The 16,931-nt window shown below is 66.7% G+C and carries 14 protein-coding genes; 9 read left to right on the forward strand and 5 right to left on the reverse strand.

The window, feature by feature from the left end; all coding sequences use genetic code 11:
• The first annotated feature begins 141 nt into the window (after positions 1–141).
• The 6 genes from AU185_RS17390 to AU185_RS17415 all read left to right on the forward strand — a co-directional run bounded on the left by AU185_RS17390 (position 142) and on the right by AU185_RS17415 (position 6,384).
• Positions 142–1,071, forward strand: coding sequence for an acyl-ACP desaturase (locus tag AU185_RS17390; protein ID WP_059100859.1), 930 nt, complete (start codon positions 142–144; stop codon positions 1,069–1,071).
• A 103-nt stretch (positions 1,072–1,174) separates the two neighbouring features.
• Positions 1,175–2,800, forward strand: coding sequence for a flavin-containing monooxygenase (locus AU185_RS17395; protein WP_059100858.1), 1,626 nt, complete (start codon positions 1,175–1,177; stop codon positions 2,798–2,800).
• On the forward strand, positions 2,797–3,903 hold the full coding sequence (locus AU185_RS17400) for an alpha/beta hydrolase (protein ID WP_059100857.1): 1,107 nt from the start codon (positions 2,797–2,799) through the stop codon (positions 3,901–3,903). The genes AU185_RS17395 and AU185_RS17400 overlap by 4 nt, the downstream gene beginning before the upstream one ends.
• Positions 3,900–4,976, forward strand: coding sequence for a phosphotransferase (locus AU185_RS17405; RefSeq protein ID WP_059100856.1), 1,077 nt, complete (start codon positions 3,900–3,902; stop codon positions 4,974–4,976). The genes AU185_RS17400 and AU185_RS17405 overlap by 4 nt, the downstream gene beginning before the upstream one ends.
• The gene (locus AU185_RS17410; protein ID WP_059100855.1) at positions 4,973–5,347 is read left to right on the forward strand and encodes a nuclear transport factor 2 family protein; all 375 of its coding nucleotides are present in this window, start codon (positions 4,973–4,975) and stop codon (positions 5,345–5,347) included. The genes AU185_RS17405 and AU185_RS17410 overlap by 4 nt, the downstream gene beginning before the upstream one ends.
• Positions 5,311–6,384 carry a TIGR03857 family LLM class F420-dependent oxidoreductase gene (locus tag AU185_RS17415; RefSeq protein ID WP_502687781.1) on the forward strand — a complete coding sequence of 358 codons (1,074 nt, stop codon included), beginning with the start codon at positions 5,311–5,313 and terminating at the stop codon, positions 6,382–6,384. The genes AU185_RS17410 and AU185_RS17415 overlap by 37 nt, the downstream gene beginning before the upstream one ends.
• A 59-nt stretch (positions 6,385–6,443) precedes the next feature.
• On the opposite strand, the gene AU185_RS17420 is transcribed toward AU185_RS17415, so the two are convergent.
• Positions 6,444–7,934 (reverse strand): acyl-CoA carboxylase subunit beta, encoded by a 1,491-nt coding sequence (locus AU185_RS17420; RefSeq protein ID WP_059100853.1) that lies wholly within the window; start codon positions 7,932–7,934, stop codon positions 6,444–6,446.
• An 85-nt stretch (positions 7,935–8,019) separates the two neighbouring features.
• On the opposite strand from AU185_RS17420, the gene AU185_RS17425 reads away from it, so the two are divergent.
• Together AU185_RS17425 and AU185_RS17430 are read left to right on the forward strand one after the other, a co-directional pair.
• Positions 8,020–9,048, forward strand: coding sequence for an LLM class F420-dependent oxidoreductase (locus AU185_RS17425; protein WP_059100852.1), 1,029 nt, complete (start codon positions 8,020–8,022; stop codon positions 9,046–9,048).
• A gap of 37 nt (positions 9,049–9,085) precedes the next feature.
• A complete protein-coding gene (locus AU185_RS17430) occupies positions 9,086–10,309 on the forward strand; it encodes a cytochrome P450 (RefSeq protein WP_059100851.1) in 1,224 nt (407 codons plus the stop codon).
• A gap of 9 nt (positions 10,310–10,318) precedes the next feature.
• Here the strand turns inward: AU185_RS17430 and AU185_RS24800 are convergent, their stop codons facing one another.
• From AU185_RS24800 to AU185_RS17445, 4 genes are all read right to left on the reverse strand, one after another.
• Positions 10,319–10,456 (reverse strand): YbdD/YjiX family protein, encoded by a 138-nt coding sequence (locus AU185_RS24800; RefSeq protein WP_502687780.1) that lies wholly within the window; start codon positions 10,454–10,456, stop codon positions 10,319–10,321.
• A gap of 11 nt (positions 10,457–10,467) precedes the next feature.
• Complete coding sequence (locus AU185_RS17435; RefSeq protein WP_059100850.1) at positions 10,468–12,759, reverse strand: carbon starvation CstA family protein; 2,292 nt, start codon at positions 12,757–12,759, stop codon at positions 10,468–10,470.
• Between the two features lie 49 nt (positions 12,760–12,808).
• Positions 12,809–14,356 (reverse strand): ATP-dependent DNA ligase, encoded by a 1,548-nt coding sequence (locus AU185_RS17440; protein WP_059100849.1) that lies wholly within the window; start codon positions 14,354–14,356, stop codon positions 12,809–12,811.
• A 119-nt stretch (positions 14,357–14,475) separates the two neighbouring features.
• Complete coding sequence (locus AU185_RS17445; protein WP_059100848.1) at positions 14,476–16,014, reverse strand: molybdopterin-dependent oxidoreductase; 1,539 nt, start codon at positions 16,012–16,014, stop codon at positions 14,476–14,478.
• A gap of 102 nt (positions 16,015–16,116) precedes the next feature.
• Here AU185_RS17445 and AU185_RS17450 point away from each other — a divergent pair, with 102 nt between their 5' ends.
• On the forward strand, positions 16,117–16,884 hold the full coding sequence (locus AU185_RS17450; protein ID WP_059100847.1) for an SDR family NAD(P)-dependent oxidoreductase: 768 nt from the start codon (positions 16,117–16,119) through the stop codon (positions 16,882–16,884).
• Positions 16,885–16,931: the final 47 nt, after the last annotated feature.

The raw sequence follows: 16,931 nt of genomic DNA on the forward strand, positions 1-16,931 counted from the left end.
GGAAGGTCATGTATGAGCGTTCGCCCCAATGAGGCCGTATTGCATTCCTTTGCGGGCAATCTGCGATACGCCTCTTGAATCGCGGGAACCTACGCTAGCGTAGGTTCCACATCCGCAGGTGTTGGGAACGGGAGAGTCTCGATGACGACAACCCAAGAGGCGCTGCTCATCGAATTGGAGCCGGTGGTAGAGGCGAATCTGCACCGCCACCTCGCGATGGCGAAATCCTGGAATCCACACGACTACGTGCCATGGAGCCGCGGCCGAGACTTCGCGTTGCTCGGCGGGCAGGACTGGGTACCGCAGGATTCGCCCCTCGACGAGGTCTCGAAGGCCGCCATGGTCGTGAACCTGTTGACCGAGGACAACCTCCCCTCCTACCACCGCGAGATCTCCATGCGGTTCGGGCTCGACGGGCCCTGGGGCCAGTGGGTCGGTCAGTGGACCGCCGAAGAGGCCCGGCACAGCATCGCGATCCGCGACTATCTCATCGTCACCCGCGGCGTCGACCCTGTCGCGCTCGAGCGTGGTCGCATGGTGCACACGGCCGCCGGGTACGACTCTGGCGACAAGTCGATGCTGGAGGCGCTGGCCTACGTGTCCTTTCAGGAGCTGGCGACGCGGATCAGCCACCGCAACACCGGACGGGCCTCTGGATGTCCCGTCGCCGAACAACTTCTGAGCCGGGTCGCGACCGACGAAAACCTGCACATGGTCTTCTACCGGAACCTGGTCGACGCGGCGCTCGACCTCGCGCCGAATGAAACCATGCTGGCGATCGCTCACGAAGTCGTCAACTTCCAGATGCCGGGAGGCACGATGCCCGGTTTCGCGGAGAACGCCGTGACGATCGCCAAGGCGGGCATCTACGACCTGCGTTCGCATCTCGACGATGTGTTACGTCCAGTGTTGCGGTTCTGGAAGGTGTTCGAGCGCGACGACCTGGACGGCCGGGGCGCGCAGGCGCGCGACGAACTGGCGGCCTTTCTCGACCTCGTCGATGCCCGTGCCACGCAATACGAGCAGCGCCGCCAGGAACGGCTGGCGGCCGCAGGAGCGTCGTCCAGCTGACGGTCGGCCTCCTTCGTCTCGCTTCGTCGAAACGCGCCCACGGACTGGTCGAGATACTGTAATGATTACAGTATCTCTGACGCCGCGAACGTGAGGTGACTCCGTGAGTGTTTCCAGTCCGGCCCGCTTCGACGCGATCGTCGTCGGCGCAGGCTTCTCGGGTCTCTACGCACTGCACAGACTGCGGGAACAGGGGCTGCGGGCCGTCGTTCTCGAGAAGGCCGAGAACGTCGGGGGCACTTGGCTGTTCAATCGGTACCCGGGAGCTCGTTGCGACATCGAGAGCATCGAGTATTCCTACAGCTTCTCCGACGAGATCCAGCAGGAGTGGGTGTGGACCGAGACCATGCCCGCTCAACCGGAAATCGAGGCGTACCTGAATTTCGTCGCCGACCGCCTCGATCTGCGGCGCGACATCCGCTTCGGCTCCGAGGTCGCCGCGATGAGCTTCGACGAAGCCGCCGCAGAGTGGCGGGTGCGGACAGCGTCGGGGGAGTCGTTCGTCGCGCCCTTCGTCGTCGCGGCTGCCGGCATCCTGTCGGTGCCCCTGGAACCGGACATCGCCGGCATGGACACGTTCGAAGGGCTGTCGCTGTTCACCAGTCGGTGGCCGACGGAGCGCGTCGATCTCACCGGCAAGCGGGTCGGCGTGATCGGCACCGGCTCCACAGGTGTCCAGCTGATCCCGGTCGTCGCGCAGGAGGCGGGTCACCTCACCGTGTTCCAGCGCTCGCCCGCCTACACGCTGCCGTGGCGAATGCGCGCGTTCTACGACGGCGAACTCGACGAACTGAAGGCGAATTACGCCGGAATCCGTGCGGCGCAGCGCGAGCATGCCGTGGGGGCGGCCCGGCTCAGCGCGTTCTCGGTGATGTTCGAGATGCTGGCCAAACCTCCGCTGAAGACGGCGACACGCGAAGAGCAGGTACGCGCCGTCGAGGAGGGCGGTGTCATCGGTGCGCTGAGCTGGGGTGACGTGTTCTTCGACATCGAGGCCAACCAGATGGCCGCCAAGCTGTACGGCGAGGCCGTGGCGCGCATCGTCGAGAACCCCGAGACGGCGGCGTCGCTGACGCCGACGCATCCGTTCGGGTGTAAGCGTCCGATCATCGACCAGGGTTACTACCAGACGTTCAACCGCGACAATGTGACGCTGGTGGACCTGCGCAAGGGGCCGATCGTCGAGGTGACGCCGAGGGGCATCCGCACCGAGCAGGGCAGCCACGAGCTGGATGTGATCGTCTACGCCACCGGTTTCGACGCGATGACCGGGGCGCTCACCCGCATCGCCACCACCGGCCGCGACGGCACGTCGCTCGGTGATTTCTGGACCTCCGAGGGGCCCTACACCTATCTCGGGATCGCGGTGGCCGGTTTCCCGAACCTGTTCATCGTGCAGGCGCCCGGAAGCCCGGCGCCTGCAAGCAATTTCGTCACCGCGCTCGAACAGCACGTGGAGTGGATCGGCGATTGCATCGCGTACCTACGGGCCAACGGGTACCGCGCCATCGAGGCGCTGCCGGACGCGCAGCGAGACTGGGTCGAACACACCACCGCCCTCGTGGCGCCGACGGTGCTCGCCCATCCGACATGCAACTCCTGGTACAACGGCGGCAACGTGCCGGGTAAGAAGCGGATGTACATGGGTTACACCGCAGGCATTCCGGAGTACCGGCGGCGCTGCGACGAGATCGCCGAGGCCGGCTACACCGGGTTCAAGCTTTCATGAGAGCGGCTGAGCGCGCCTACCGCGTCGGCCGCGACTTCGCCGGCGTGGTGCCGCGTGCCCATGCCGCGCTGCGGGAAGACGGCTGGAAACCGGTCTCTGTGAGCGGTGTTCGACAACTGGGTGAGGTCGTGCTCGACGAGTTGGCGTTGACCGGTATGACGCTGGCCGCGCCACCGCCGAGGCTGGAGCGCTCGATCGACTCTTGTGTGACCGCAGCGCAGCAGCTTTCGCGCTCATCGGCGGCTGTACACGCCGAACCGGATCCGTTGCAGCCGAAGATGATCCGGCGACGCCGATTCGGCCGGGACCGGTACGAGCAGCTGGTCTTCGTACATGATCCGCACCTGCCGGAACCGCTGGCCGAATTCGGCGGCCCGGCGACCGCGGTGGTGCACCTGTGCCGACACGGTGACGAGACGCGACCGTGGCTGGTGTGGGTGCACGGCGCCGGCCAGGGCAGACCGATGGATCTCGTGTTCTCCCGGGCCCGACGGCTTCAGGACCGGCTCGGGTACAACATCGCGCTGCCGGTCCAGCCCGGCTGCGGGGTCCGGCGTCGGCGGTGGCCGACCTATCCGAACATGGACCCACTGAACAACCTGGCGGGCGTGATCAGGGCTGTCTCCGAGGTGCGGGCGGTGGTCCGCTGGCTGCGACCGCAGGCCAGTACCCTTGCGGTGTCGGGTGTTTCGATGGGCAGCCCGGTGGCGGGCCTGGTCGCCCATCTCGAGGAGGTGGACGCCGTCGCCGTGTACACCCCGATCTTCGGGCTCAACGCGATGATCGCCGCGCACCTGGGCAGGTGGGGACCGTCGGTGCACGACACCATCGACTTGCTGTGTTCAGAACCCGTCGAGCAGATGATGTCGCTCGTCGACTATCACCCGCTCGAACCTTCACCACCGCCCGAACGGCGGCTGATCGTCGGGGCGTGGCACGACCAGATGGCCCGACGCGAACCCGCCGAGCGGCTGCACGAACGCTGGGGCGGTGAGCTCTACTGGCATCGCGGCAGCCACGTGGGGCACCTGTTCGCCGGAGGGGTGCAGGCCGCTTCCGAGCGGTTCCTCGCGACGGTCAGCCCGCAGCGGAGCGCTACATGACAGCGAGCATGGCCGCGGTACCAGCCGGCATCGACGACGTGGGCGCCGCCTGGTTGACCGAGGCGCTTCGCAACGACGCCGGCATGGGCACTGCGATCGTGAGAGCGGTTCGCGCCGAGCAGATTGCGATGGACAGCGGGTTCTCGTCGTTGCTTTACCGGCTGCACCTGACCGGCAGCGAGGTGCCGCCCACCCTGATCGCCAAGCTGCCCGCGGTGTCGGAGGCGCGCGGCGCGATGGAGCTGCTCGGCGGTTACCGGCGCGAGCTGGCCTTCTACCGCGACATCGCCGGACGCACCCCGATGCAGACGCCGCGTGTGTACACGGCACGGGTGGCCGACAACAGCGTCGACTTCGTGCTCCTGCTCGAAGACCTCGAGGGCTGGGACAACGCCGACCATCTGACGGGCCTGTCGATGGAACGTGCCCGCACCTGCATCGGCAAACTGGCCGGCCTGCACGCATGGACATGCCGAGGGCTCAATGCGACTGCGATACGCCAATTTCCGAGCATCGATACGCCGATCGCGCGAGACCTGCTGTTGCCGGCCTTCGGACCCGGTTGGGAGGTTTACCGCGCACACACCGAGAAAGCGGTGCCGGCGGCGGTGGCCGCATTCGCCGAGCGCTTCGCCGAACGCGCGGTCGAGGCGCTGCCCGTGCTCACCGAACGCGACATGCTCTTGCACGGCGACATCCGCGCCGACAACCTGTTCTTCGCGGGCGAGCAGATGAAGGTGGTGGACTTCCAGTTCGCCGCCCGTGGTGCGGGCGCTGCCGATGTGGCCTACCTCGTGACTCAGGGGTTGCCGACCGCGGTCAGGGCGGGCCACGACAAGGCACTCCTGCGTGAGTACCTCGACCACGTCGCGGCGCACGGTGTCACCGATTACGGAATCGACGAGGCGTGGCGGCAATACCGCTACGCCGCCGTCTACCTGATGGTCCTGCCGGTGATCACGCTCAACGGGTGGGCGACGATGCCCGACCGGTCCCGGCGGTTGTGCCTGACGCTCACCGACAGGGCGGTCGCGGCCATCGACGCGATCGACGCCCTGGAGGTGTTCGGGTGACCCGGTCTGCCCGCGAGGTGGTGGAGTTGTACAACCTGGTGGTATGGAATCGGCGCGATTTCGCGCTCGCCGAGGAGTTGTTGGGCGACACCGTGATCCGCCACGAGGTAGGCGAAGCGCACACCCTCACCCACGACCAGGCGGTGCGGCGGGTCATCGACATGTGGGATGTCTCCGAACGCATCCGGTTCGACCTGAACCTGGTGGTGGCCGGCGATGACGGCGAGCACGTCGCGATCGTCTACCAGTCGCCGATGAAGCTCAAGGACGGAACGGAGACCACGATCGGCAGCATGGAGATCTTCAGGGTGGTCGACGGCAGGATCGTCGAAGTGTGGAACTGCGGCTACAAACAAGGAGTCTGGGCGTGACGGATCGGGTGCTCGACGAACTGGGCTACTACCTGCTGGCCGGCGCCGGGGGTGAAGGCCCGGCGTCGCTGATGGACGAGGCGCGCCGCGGCGAAGAGCTCGGGTTCGGTACGGCCTTCATCTCCGAGCGGTGGAACGTCAAGGAGGCGTCGTCGCTGGTCGGCGCGGCGTGCGCGGTCACCACGCGGGTGCAGATCGCCACGGCGGCAACGAATCACAACACCCGCCACCCGTTGATCACCGGATCGTGGGCGACCACGATGCACCGGCTCTCCGGGGGCCGGTTCACCCTCGGCATCGGCCGGGGGGTGGCGGCGATGTACGGGGCGTTCGGCATCCCGTCGGTGACCACGGCGCAGATGGAGGATTTCGCCCACGTCATGCGCAGGCTGTGGAACGGCGAGGTGATCTTCAACCACGACGGCCCGATCGGCAAGTATCAGGTGCTCTTCCTCGACCCCGATTTCAAGGAGGACATCCGGTTGGCGATCGTCGCGTTCGGCCCGCAGACGCTCGCCCTGGGCGGGCGGGCATTCGACGATGTCATTCTGCACACCTACTTCACCCCCGAGACGCTGCAGCGCGCCGTCAAGACCGTCAAGGACGCCGCCGAACAGGCCGGCCGCGACCCGGCCAGTGTGCGGGTGTGGTCCTGTTTCGCCACGGTCGGCGACCACCTGCCCGAAGAGCTGCGCCTGAAGAAGACGGTGGCCCGGCTGGCCACCTATCTACAGGGTTACGGCGATCTGCTGATCAACACCAACGGCTGGGATCCTGCTGTGCTGCAGCGCTTCCGGGACGACAAGGTGGTGCAGTCCATCCCCGGCGGTATCGACCACAAGGCGAATGCCGAACAGATCGAGCACATCGCCACGCTGATTCCCGACGAATGGCTCGAACCCGCGGCCACCGGTTCGCCGCAGCAGTGCGTGAACCGCATTCGCAAGGAATTCGACTACGGCGCCGACGCGCTCATCATGCACGGCGCCACCCCCGACGAGCTCGAGCCGATCGTCGCCGCCTACCGCGCTTCGTGAGTGATTTCGGTGTCGGCAGGTGCGGTGAGCGCAACCAACGACACCGAAATCGCAAATGGCTACGGCGTGATCACCGTGCGGGACACCGGCTCGGCGGCGGCCTGGCGGCTGTAGACCGCCCGCTGCAGCGCCGACAACAACGCATTCCGGGTCTCCTCGGGATGGATCAGCTCGTCGAAGCCGAGGTGGCCGGCCGATCGGAACGATGCCTCGACCTCCATCCGCCGTAGGCGTGCCTCGACATCCTCGGCGGCGTGGGACGCCTTGCTGAGCGCGGCCGCGCTCATCGCGCCCATCGTCGCTCCCGGGTAGGCGAACGTCGCGCTCTGGTTGTCAAACCCCAACAGCGACATCACCATTGAGCCGAAACCATAGGCTTTCCGCAACGTGACATGCAGCTTGATCGTCGTCGCGGCGGTCTGCGCGGCGAACATCCGGGCGCCGCTGCGCAACACCCCGCTCTTCTCGGACCGGCTGCCGGGCAGCATGCCGGGATTGTCGGCCAGAAACACGATCGGCAGATGGAACGAGTCGGCAACCGCGATGAAGTGGGCGGCCTTGTCGGCGGCATCGGCATCGATCGAACCGGCAAGGACCTGGGGCTGGTTCGCCACCACCGCGACGGGGTGGCCGCCGAGATGGGCCAGCGCGCAGATGATGGCAGCGCCGAACTTCGGCTGAACCTCGAACCAGTCGGGGCGGTCGAAGACCACGTCGAGCACCCGTCGCATGTCGTACACGCGCCGGTTGCCGCGGGGCACGATGTCGAGCAGTTCCGACGTCGTCCGCGGCTCGGCATCGTCGGAAAGCGATTCCGGATACGACCACGCACTGGACGGGAAGTAGGACAGATAGCGGCGGATGTCGTCGAGCACGGCTTCGTCGTCGTCGGCGAGGTTGTGGATGACGCCGCTGGCGAGCGCCACGGCGGGCCCGCCCAGGTCTTCCTTCGAGATCTCCTCGCCCGTCGACTCTTTCACCACCGGCGGCCCCGCCGTGAAGATTGCGCCCTGACTGCTCATCACCGTCCAGTCGCAGACGGGGGCGACGAGTGCGCCGTGGCCCGCCGACGGCCCGAACAGGCCCGCGACCATCGGCACCTTGCCCGAGCACTGCGCCTGCGCGAGCAGGTCGGTCGGTGTGCGGCCGTAGTGCTCACCGCTGGGCCGAAAACCCGCGCCCTCGAGCAGCATCACCAGCGGAACTCTGTCCCGCAACGCCAACTCCGCCAACCGATAACGCTTGGCGTTCCCGCCTGGACCGATGCTGCCCGCCAGCGTCGTGAAGTCCTCGGCGCCGACCATCACCGGCCTGCCGTCGACGAATCCCGAGCCGGCGACGATGCCGTCGGCGGCGATGTCACCGCCGACCAGCGTGCCGAACTCGCGGAACGTGCCCTTGTCCAAGAGATGCTCGATGCGCGCGCGGGCGTCGAGCTTGCCTTTGCCGTGGTGCTTTTCCAGTCGCTCGGTGCCACCCATGCCGTGGGCATGACGGCGTCGACGGGACAACTCGTCGAGCGTGTGCTCCCAGCCTTCTGCCTCGGCCATCACAACTCCTGTCTCCGCACGGCGATCGTTGCACTCAGATGTCCGCGTTGACCATACTGAATCGCTTACTGTAGCGTCTACGACCATGCTTAGCGGCGCCGCCCTCAAGGTCGACGGGGCGGTTTCCAGCCAGCTCGCCAACATCGCAAGAGCGGCGAGCACACTGCAGCGACGCGGCTACGACGGTTGCTGGACGGCCGAGGTCAACCACGACCCGTTTCTGCCGCTGACCCTCGCGGCCGAGCACACCGAAACCCTCGAACTGGGAACCAGCATCGCGGTCGCGTTCGCACGTAATCCGATGACAATCGCCAACATCGGCTGGGATCTGCAGGACTACTCGCGCGGCCGGCTCATCGTGGGTCTCGGTTCCCAGATCAAGCCGCACATCGAGAAGCGGTTCAGCATGCCGTGGAGTCACCCGGTGCGCCGCATGCGCGAGTTCGTTGTCGCGATGCAAGAGATCTGGGCGTGCTGGCGAGATGGCACCCGCCTCGAGTTCGAGGGCGACTTCTACACGCACAAGCTGATGACGCCGATGTTCACGCCCGAACCACACGACTACGGTGTGCCCAAGGTGTTCCTCGCCGCGGTCGGTGAGGCGATGACGGAGTTGGCCGGCGAGGTGGCCGACGGGATTCTGGCGCACGCATTCACGACCAAGCGCTACTTCGCCGAGGTGACCACGCCGGCGCTGCAGCGCGGAATGGCCCGATCGGGCCGCCAACGCAGCGACTTTCAGGTGTCCTGTCCGATCTTCGTCGTCACCGGAGAGCGGGAACGCGACCTCACCGCCGCCGCCGTCGCCACCCGAAAACAGATCGCGTTCTACGGGTCGACGCCGGCCTATCGCAAGGTCCTCGAGCTGCACGGCTGGGGCGATCTGCATACCGAACTGCACCGGTTGAGCCTGGCGGGGCAGTGGGATGCGATGGGCACGCTGATCGACGACGAGATCCTCGAAGCGTTCGCAGTCGTCGCGCCGATCGACAAGCTGGCGGCGCAGATTCGGGACCGCTGCGACGGGTTGATCGACCGGGTAATGATCGGATTTCCCTCGTCGGTTGCTGAAGAGAGCGTCTCCCAGGTGCTGAAGGAGTTACGCGGCATATGACAGTTCTGGCGAGGAGTTGCTTGTGAGCACACCGATGATGGACGAGGCGGCCAAGGTCTTCGCCACCCCGCGGGCCTACACCGACGAGGCGAAACTGCATGCGTCGCTGGCGCATCTGCGCGCGAACGCCCCCGTGTCATGGGTCGATGTGCCGAACTACCGCCCGTTCTGGGCGATCACCAAGCACGCGGACATCATGGACATCGAGCGGGCGAACACACTGTTCACCAACTACCCGCGACCGGTGCTGGTCACCGAGGAGGGTGACGAACAGCAGGCGGCGATCGGCGTGCGCACCCTGATCCACATGGACGACCCGCAGCACCGCGTCGTGCGGGCGATCGGCGCAGACTGGTTCCGGCCGAAGGCCATGCGTGCGTTGAAGGTTCGCGTCGACGAACTCGCCAAAGTGTACGTCGACAAGATGATGACGATCGGGTCCGAGTGCGACTTCGTCCAACAGGTCGCCGTCAATTTCCCGCTCTACGTCATCATGTCGTTGCTCGGCATCCCGGAGTCGGACTTCCCACTGATGCTCAAGCTCACTCAGGAGTTGTTCGGCAGCGACGACGACGAATTCAAGCGTAGTACCGACCCGTCCGAGCAGATGTCGGCGTTGCTGGAGATGTTCGAGTACTTCACCGCGCTGACCGCCTCACGCCGGGAGAACCCGACCGATGATTTGGCATCGGCGATCGCCAACGCGACCATCGACGGTGAGCCGCTGTCGGACATCGACACGATCTCGTACTACGCGATCATCGCCGCGGCAGGACATGACACGACGAGCGCGACCATCTCCGGAGGGATGCTGGCGCTCATCGAGAATGCCGACCAGCGTCAGCGGCTGTGCGCCGATCTTGGACTGATGCCACTGGCGACCGAAGAGATGATCCGCTGGGTCACACCGGTGAAGGCCTTTATGCGCACCGCCGCTGAGGACACCACCATCCGTGGTGTATCGATCGCGGCGGGGGAATCGGTTCTGTTGTCCTACGTCTCGGGTAATCGCGACGAGGACATCTTCGACGACCCCTTCCGCTTCGACGTCGGGCGCGACCCGAACAAACACATCGCGTTCGGATACGGCGTGCACTTCTGCCTGGGGGCCGCATTGGCCCGCATGGAGGTGAACAGTTTCTTCACCGAGTTGCTGCCGCGCCTGAAAGCGGTCGAGTTGGCCGGCGAACCGCAGTTCGTCGCAACGACTTTCGTGGGCGGACTCAAGCATCTGCCGATCCGCTATTCGCTGTCACCGTAGCGGTCGTCGCTAGCAGCAGCGCGCGCTCGGATTGGTGTCGGCGGCGGCGTGGCGCATCCGCCAGTAATCCCGTTCGGAGAGCACCGGTTCACCCGGATGGGTGCGCATCCGGTGCTCGACATAGCGACGATAGTGGGTGTCGCCCATCAGGTCGCCTATCAATGTGCCCCAGTGCCAACCGATCTTGCGTGCGACTTCGACAACGCGTCCCATTGCTTCTGCACCTCCTTCTCGGGTTTGGTCATGACAAGACCCCTGGGTCCGAACAGCCGCGAGGGCACCGGTTCGTCTTCGGTCGACGGCAGGGCGGTGCCGCGAACCGCCCGGAACACCGTGACGACCCCGGCGAGGAACACGATCAGAACCAGCAGCGCGAACACTATCGACAGCGTGCCCTGGATGAAGGTGTTGCGGATGACCGCGTCGAGCTGGTCGGCGTCCTTCGCCGCGCCGAACGCCGTCTCACCCGCATCCCTGGCGTTGCGATACTGGAAGTGCTGCGTCCAGTAGCCGACCTTGGGATCGCCCGAGAAGATCTTCTGCCAGGACGCGGTCATCGTCACCGTCAGGTCCCACAGCAACGGGATGCCCGGCACCCAGGCCCATTTCAGCAGGCCCTTCTTCACGATGACCACGGTCACGACCGTCAGCGCGATCGCCGCCAGCAGCTGGTTGGCGATGCCGAACAGTGGGAACAGCGTGTTGATGCCCCCGAGCGGATCGGTGACGCCCATCAACAGGATGCTGCCCCACGCCGCCACCACGATCAGGCTGCAGATCCACGCGCCCACACGCCAACTCGGATCCTTGAGCTTTCGCAGCGGGCCGCCCAGGTTGCTCAGGCCGTCGGAGAGCATGAACCGGGCGACCCGGGTGCCCGCGTCGACCGTGGTGAGGATGAACAGCGCTTCGAACATGATCGCGAAGTGATACCAGAACGCTTTGAGCGCGTCACCGCCGAAGACCTTGCTCAGCACTTCGGACATGCCGAACGCCAGCGTCGGTGCGCCACCGGTGCGGGAAACGATCGACTCTTCGCCGACGCTTTCGGCGGCTCTGGTGATGTCGTCGGCACTGATCGGCGGACTGTCGATCGGCAGGCCGTTGACATAGGCGGCTGCGGTCTCCGCCGTGGCCCCCGTCGACGCCGCAGGCGCGTTGATTGCGAAGTACAGGTGCTGGTTGAGGATGGCCGCGGTGATCAGCGCCATGATCGCGACGAACGACTCGGTCAGCATGCCGCCGTAGCCGATCAGCCGCATCTGTCCTTCCTTCTCCAACAGCTTGGGCGTGGTGCCGGACGAGATCAGCGCGTGAAAGCCCGACAGTGCACCGCAGGCAATTGTGATGAACAGGAAGGGGAACAGTGATCCTGCGAACACCGGGCCGGTGCCCTGGCCGGCGAACGCCGAAACCGCCGGTGCCTCCATGACCGGTCGGGCCAGCAGAATGCCCACCGCCAGCAGGGCGATGGTGCCGACCTTCATGAACGTCGACAGGTAGTCGCGGGGGGCCAGCAGCAACCATACGGGCAGGACCGAGGCGGCGAAGCCGTAGACGATGATGGCCCACGACAGGCTCACCTTCGACAGGGTGAACCAGTCGGTGCCCCATGATGTTTCGGCGACCCACCCGCCGGCGACGACTGCGAGCAGCAGCAGGCCGACACCGATCAGCGACACTTCCGATACCCGGCCGGGGCGAAAGAACCTCAGGTACAACCCCATGAAGATCGCGATCGGGATCGTCATCGCGATCGAGAAGACACCCCACGGACTTTCGGCGAGGGCTCCGACGACCACCAACGCCAGCACCGCCAGCAGGATCACCATGATGACGAGCACACCGACGATCGCGGCCACCCCGCCGATGGCCCCGAGTTCGTCGCGGGCCATCTGCCCGAGTGAACGGCCGCGCCGCCGGGTGGAGATCGACAACACGAGATAGTCCTGCACGCAGCCGGCCAGGACGGCACCGATGATGATCCAGATGGTGCCGGGAAGGTAGCCCATCTGCATGGCGAGGACGGGGCCGACGAGCGGACCGGCGCCGGCGATCGCGGCGAAGTGGTGGCCGAACAACACCCGGCGATCGGTCGGCATGTAATCCGTGCCGTTCTCGAATAACTCGGCGGGCGTGGCGTTGTCGTCGCGCGGACGCACGATTTTCATCTCGATGAGCCGGGCGTAGAACCGGAATCCGATGACGTAGGTGCAGATCGCGGCGATCACGAACCAGACCGCGTTGACCGTCTCGCCGCGGAAGAACGCGATCACCGCCCAGGCGAGCGCGCCGAGCACGGCGATGATCCCGAAGACGATCCGGTGTCTGGCGGTGATCGGCGACCGGTCGATGATCGCCACCGGGGGCAGATCCTTGTCGGTGCGGACGTAGGTGACGTCGCCGTCGGTTTCCTCTGTGCGCTGCGATGCAGCGGTTGGGGATGCCATGTGGCGATCTTTTCATCGGCCGCATCGGCCACGTGTAAAAACGGTCGCTTTAGCTTCCGCGCTGGTAGAAGGCGCGCACCGTGTCGATGGTGTCGGCTTCTGCGGGGCTCTTGTCGTCGCGGTAGCGCAGTACCCGGGCGAATCGCAGAGCCATTCCGCCGGGGTAGCGCGAGGAGCCCTGAACGCCGTCGAACGCGATCTCGACCACCTGCTGGGGTCGCACCTTCACGACGTAGCCGTCGGTCGGCCCGTCGGCCAACTCGAGGAACCGCGCGGTCTGCCACTCGAGCATCGCGTCGGTCATGCCCTTGAAAGTCTTTCCGAGCATGACGAATTCGCCCGTGCGGGGATCCCTGGCGCCGAGGTGGATGTTGGACAGCTTGCCGGTGCGACGGCCTGATCCCCACTCGACCGCCAGGACGACCAGATCGAGGGTGTGCACGGGTTTGACCTTGAGCCATCCGGCGCCGCGGCGCCCCGCCTCGTAGGGCGCGCTGAGCGACTTCGCCATCACACCTTCGTGGCCCGCCGCCAGCGTGACCTCCAGGAACTCCCGCGCTTTCGCGGGGTCGTCGGAGACCAGGCGGTCGACCCGGTTGACCTTCGGGACAAGCGCGTCCAGCACCTCGATACGCTCTCGGGTCGGCTTGTCCAGCAGATCGACGCCGTCGACGTGCAGCAGGTCGAAGATGAACACCGACAACGGTTGCGCCGTCGCGGCGGCGGCGATGTCGACGGAGCGACCGAAGCGCGACGCCGTGACCTGGAAGCGGTGCGGACGTCCGTCGGCTCGCAATGCGATCGCCTCGGCGTCGGCTATCAAGGTTGTGATGGGCAGGGCCAATGCCGCGTCGACGACCTCCGGCAAACGGGCGGTCACGTCGTCGAGGCTGCGGGTGTAGATCGACACGGCGTCACCGGATCGGTGCACCTGTACTCGGGCGCCGTCCAGCTTGGCCTCGAAAACGGCTGTGCCGCCGAGACGTTCGAGAGCCTCGGCGACGCCCGCGGCGGTCTGCGCCAGCATCGGGCCGACGGGGCGCCCGACCGTGAGCGTGAACTGTTCGAGCGCCGCCTCGCCCTCGGTCAGGGCAGCGGCCGCGACGGCGGGCAGGTCGCCACCGAGCATGGCGGCACGGCGCACCGCAGCGGCGGGCACCCCGGCGGCCTTGGCGACCGCGTCGGCCATCACGCCGACGAGCGCGCCCTGGCGCAGTTCGCCGCCGAGCAGCCTGCGCAGAAACGTCTGCTCGACGCCGGTTGCGGCGCCGAACAGCCCGGCGAGCAACTCGGCGCGCCGCGCCTGCGAGCCCTTGCCCGCGACCAGTCCGATCTCGGTGAACCGCGCGTGGACCTCCGGCACCGTCAGCGATGGGGCCGTCGCCGGTTCCGGCATCGAGCGAAGCGCGGCCCAACCGACGCCGATCTGGCGTTGCGGCAACTCACCCGACAGCCATGACACGACGACCGCCACCTGATCGGCGTCGCCCTCGTCGCCGACCCGGCGCAGCAGATCGGCGATCGTGGCGGTCTTGGCCAGCCGCGACGATGAGGCGCCGACTTCCGTGGACGCGGTCGCGACGTCGAGCAACTGCACGGGTTCAGCCTGTCACGGGTCTCTGAAGATGCGCGAGTGACCGCATTTGTACCGGCAATCGCGGCGTGTCGGTGTGCAGACACGGTCACTCGCGGTGGGTGGGGTCAGGCGGCAATGCGTTAGGTGACCGTGAACTCGACGCTGTGCCAGCCGGTGGCGCCGTCGGGCACCGGGTCGGCGACGTCGGCGGTCTGCACCGCACCGGTGTTGTCGGTGGCCCGCACGGTGATCGTGTGGCGCCCCGGCCGGGTGGCCTGCCATGGAAAGCTCCACAACCGCCACGTTTCGTCGGAATAGGCGGCGCCGAGATCGGTCTGCTGCCAGTCGCCTTGGCTTTCGGGGCCGTCGATGCGCACCTCGACGTTGCGCACCCCGCGGTTCTGCGCCCACGCCACGCCGCCGAACGTCACCGCACCGCGCGGCACGTCCTGGCCGCTGCGCGGCACGTCGATCCGCGACGACGTCTTGATCGGCCCGCGCGCCGACCAACCCAGCCGCGTCCAGTACGCCTCGGCCCGGTCGAATCGGGTCACTTCCAAGTCGACGACCCATTTGGTCGCCGAGACGTACCCGTACAACCCGGGCACCACCAACCGGGCGGGGTAGCCGTGATTGGTCGGCAGCGGTTCACCGTTCATGCCGACCGCCAACATCGCGCCGCGGTCGTCGGTGAGCGCATCGACCGGAGTCCCCGCGGTGAACCCGTCGATCGACATCGACAGCACCATGTCCGCGTCCGGGTGGATTCCCGCTTCGGCCAACAGGTCCCGCGTTCGGTAGCCCGTCCAGGTGGCGGTACCGATGAGGTTGCCGCCGACCGGGTTCGACACACACGTCAGCGTCACCAGCTCCTCCACCACGTCGAACCGCTCGAGATCGCCGAAGCGCAGGGTGATCTCGCGGTCCACCATGCCGTGGATCCGCAACTGCCAGTTCTCCCGGCTCAATTGCGGGACACGCAGCGCCGTGTCGATCCGGTAGAAGTCGGCGTTGCTGGTGATGAACGTCGGCAGCGCAACACCTTTCGGCTGTACCGTCGGTGGGACGGGCGGCGCGGCGACGTCGACCGGCGGCAGTGCGAAGGCGTTGCGATCGCCCGAGACGGAGGTCGTCAGGCGGGAAAGCACGACGCCGCCGACACCGGTCAGCGCCCCGACGCCGAGAAAACCCAGTGTCACCAACGACAGTCGTCGGCCGGGATCGGGACCGTCGTCCGTGGGTTGGGGAGCGTCGGTGAACCGGCCCGAGACGAGCAGCCGCAGCACCGCGACGCCGCACGCGGTGCCCACCACCGTCGGCACCACGTCGAACAGGTTCGCCCCAGCGCGCGACAGCACGGCCGCGCAACCGAGGACACCGGCCGCGACGATCGCAATGCTGCCGATGGGAACGCGTCTGGTCTCGAGAGCGGCCGTGGCCGCGGCGACGACGGCGATCACCGCCAGAACGAGCATCGAGAGCACGAGTTTGTCGGCCATCCCGAAGGTCTGGATCGCCCATTCCTTGACCGGCCCGGGCGTCCGGTCGATGACCGACGAACCGACAGCGGTGCGGGCGTCGGCCTCCGGTCCGACGAAAGCGGCGAGAAGCTGGGTGACTCCAAGCGCGACGGCGGCCGCTGCGATGCCGCCCATCGCCTTGGTGCTGCGCGCCGTCATGCCGCCAAAGTACTCACGTTGGCGACCCAAAGGCCTTACCAAAAGATGACGTCGGCTAGGTTGCTTTACGATTCGAGCATTTTTTGGAAAGGGGAGACCCAGGTGGAAATCCAGGGCAAGAAGGCCATCATCGTCGGCGGTGCGTCGGGTTTCGGCAAGGCCACGGCGGAGTTGCTGGCACAGCGCGGTGCGGACGTCGCGGTGCTGGACCGCCCGCAGTCGAAGGGCAAGGAGGTCGCCGACGCGATCGGCGGCTCGTTCTTCGAGGTGGACGTCACCGACTTCGACGGCACCGAGAAAGTGCTGCAGCAGGCCATTGACGGGCTGGGCGCCCTGCACATCATCGTGACGACGGCCGGTGGCGGCGCCGCGGAGCGCACCGTCAAGAAGGACGGCCCGCACAGCCTGGAGACCTTCCGCAAGTGCGTGGATCTGAACCTCATTGGCACCTTCAACATCAGCAGGCTGGCGGGCTGGCAGATGAGCCAGCAGGACCTGGTCGACGATGAGCAGGAGGAGCGGGGCGTCATCATCAACACCGCCTCGATCGCCGCGTTCGAGGGCCAGATCGGGCAGGTCGCCTACACCGCATCCAAGGCGGCGATCGCCGGGATGTGCCTGACGATGGCCCGCGACATGGGCAGCCTGGGCATCCGGGCGCTGGCCATCGCGCCGAGCCTGTTCGCCACCGGCCTGACCGAGGGCATCCCCGACGAGTTCGCCAAGGCGCTGACCAAGGATGCGGCGTTCCCGAAGCGGCTCGGCAAGCCCGAGGAGTACGCCAAGCTGGTCGCGGCGATCGTCGAGAACCCGATGCTCAACGGCCAGTGCCTGCGGCTGGATGCGGGCCAGCGCTTCGCCCCCAAGTAACTGGTGACTTGTGCACAAGCCGCACTAGGTGAGTCCGGCGACCTGAC

Origin of the sequence: Mycobacterium sp. GA-0227b, from assembly GCF_001499855.1 — a bacterium.
Classification (GTDB): Bacteria; Actinomycetota; Actinomycetes; order Mycobacteriales; family Mycobacteriaceae; genus Mycobacterium.

What these genes read in the sequence shown, in the direction of transcription:
- AU185_RS17390 (WP_059100859.1), top strand. Translation starts at nt 142, where the DNA reads ATGACGACAACCCAAGAGGCGCTGCTCATCGAATTGGAGCCGGTGGTA.
- AU185_RS17420 (WP_059100853.1), bottom strand. Translation starts at nt 7,934, where the DNA reads ATGGCCGAGGCAGAAGGCTGGGAGCACACGCTCGACGAGTTGTCCCGT.
- AU185_RS17405 (WP_059100856.1), top strand. Translation starts at nt 3,900, where the DNA reads ATGACAGCGAGCATGGCCGCGGTACCAGCCGGCATCGACGACGTGGGC.
- AU185_RS17425 (WP_059100852.1), top strand. Translation starts at nt 8,020, where the DNA reads ATGCTTAGCGGCGCCGCCCTCAAGGTCGACGGGGCGGTTTCCAGCCAG.
- AU185_RS17400 (WP_059100857.1), top strand. Translation starts at nt 2,797, where the DNA reads ATGAGAGCGGCTGAGCGCGCCTACCGCGTCGGCCGCGACTTCGCCGGC.
- AU185_RS17430 (WP_059100851.1), top strand. Translation starts at nt 9,086, where the DNA reads ATGGACGAGGCGGCCAAGGTCTTCGCCACCCCGCGGGCCTACACCGAC.
- AU185_RS24800 (WP_502687780.1), bottom strand. Translation starts at nt 10,456, where the DNA reads ATGGGCGACACCCACTATCGTCGCTATGTCGAGCACCGGATGCGCACC.
- AU185_RS17445 (WP_059100848.1), bottom strand. Translation starts at nt 16,014, where the DNA reads ATGACGGCGCGCAGCACCAAGGCGATGGGCGGCATCGCAGCGGCCGCC.
- AU185_RS17435 (WP_059100850.1), bottom strand. Translation starts at nt 12,759, where the DNA reads ATGGCATCCCCAACCGCTGCATCGCAGCGCACAGAGGAAACCGACGGC.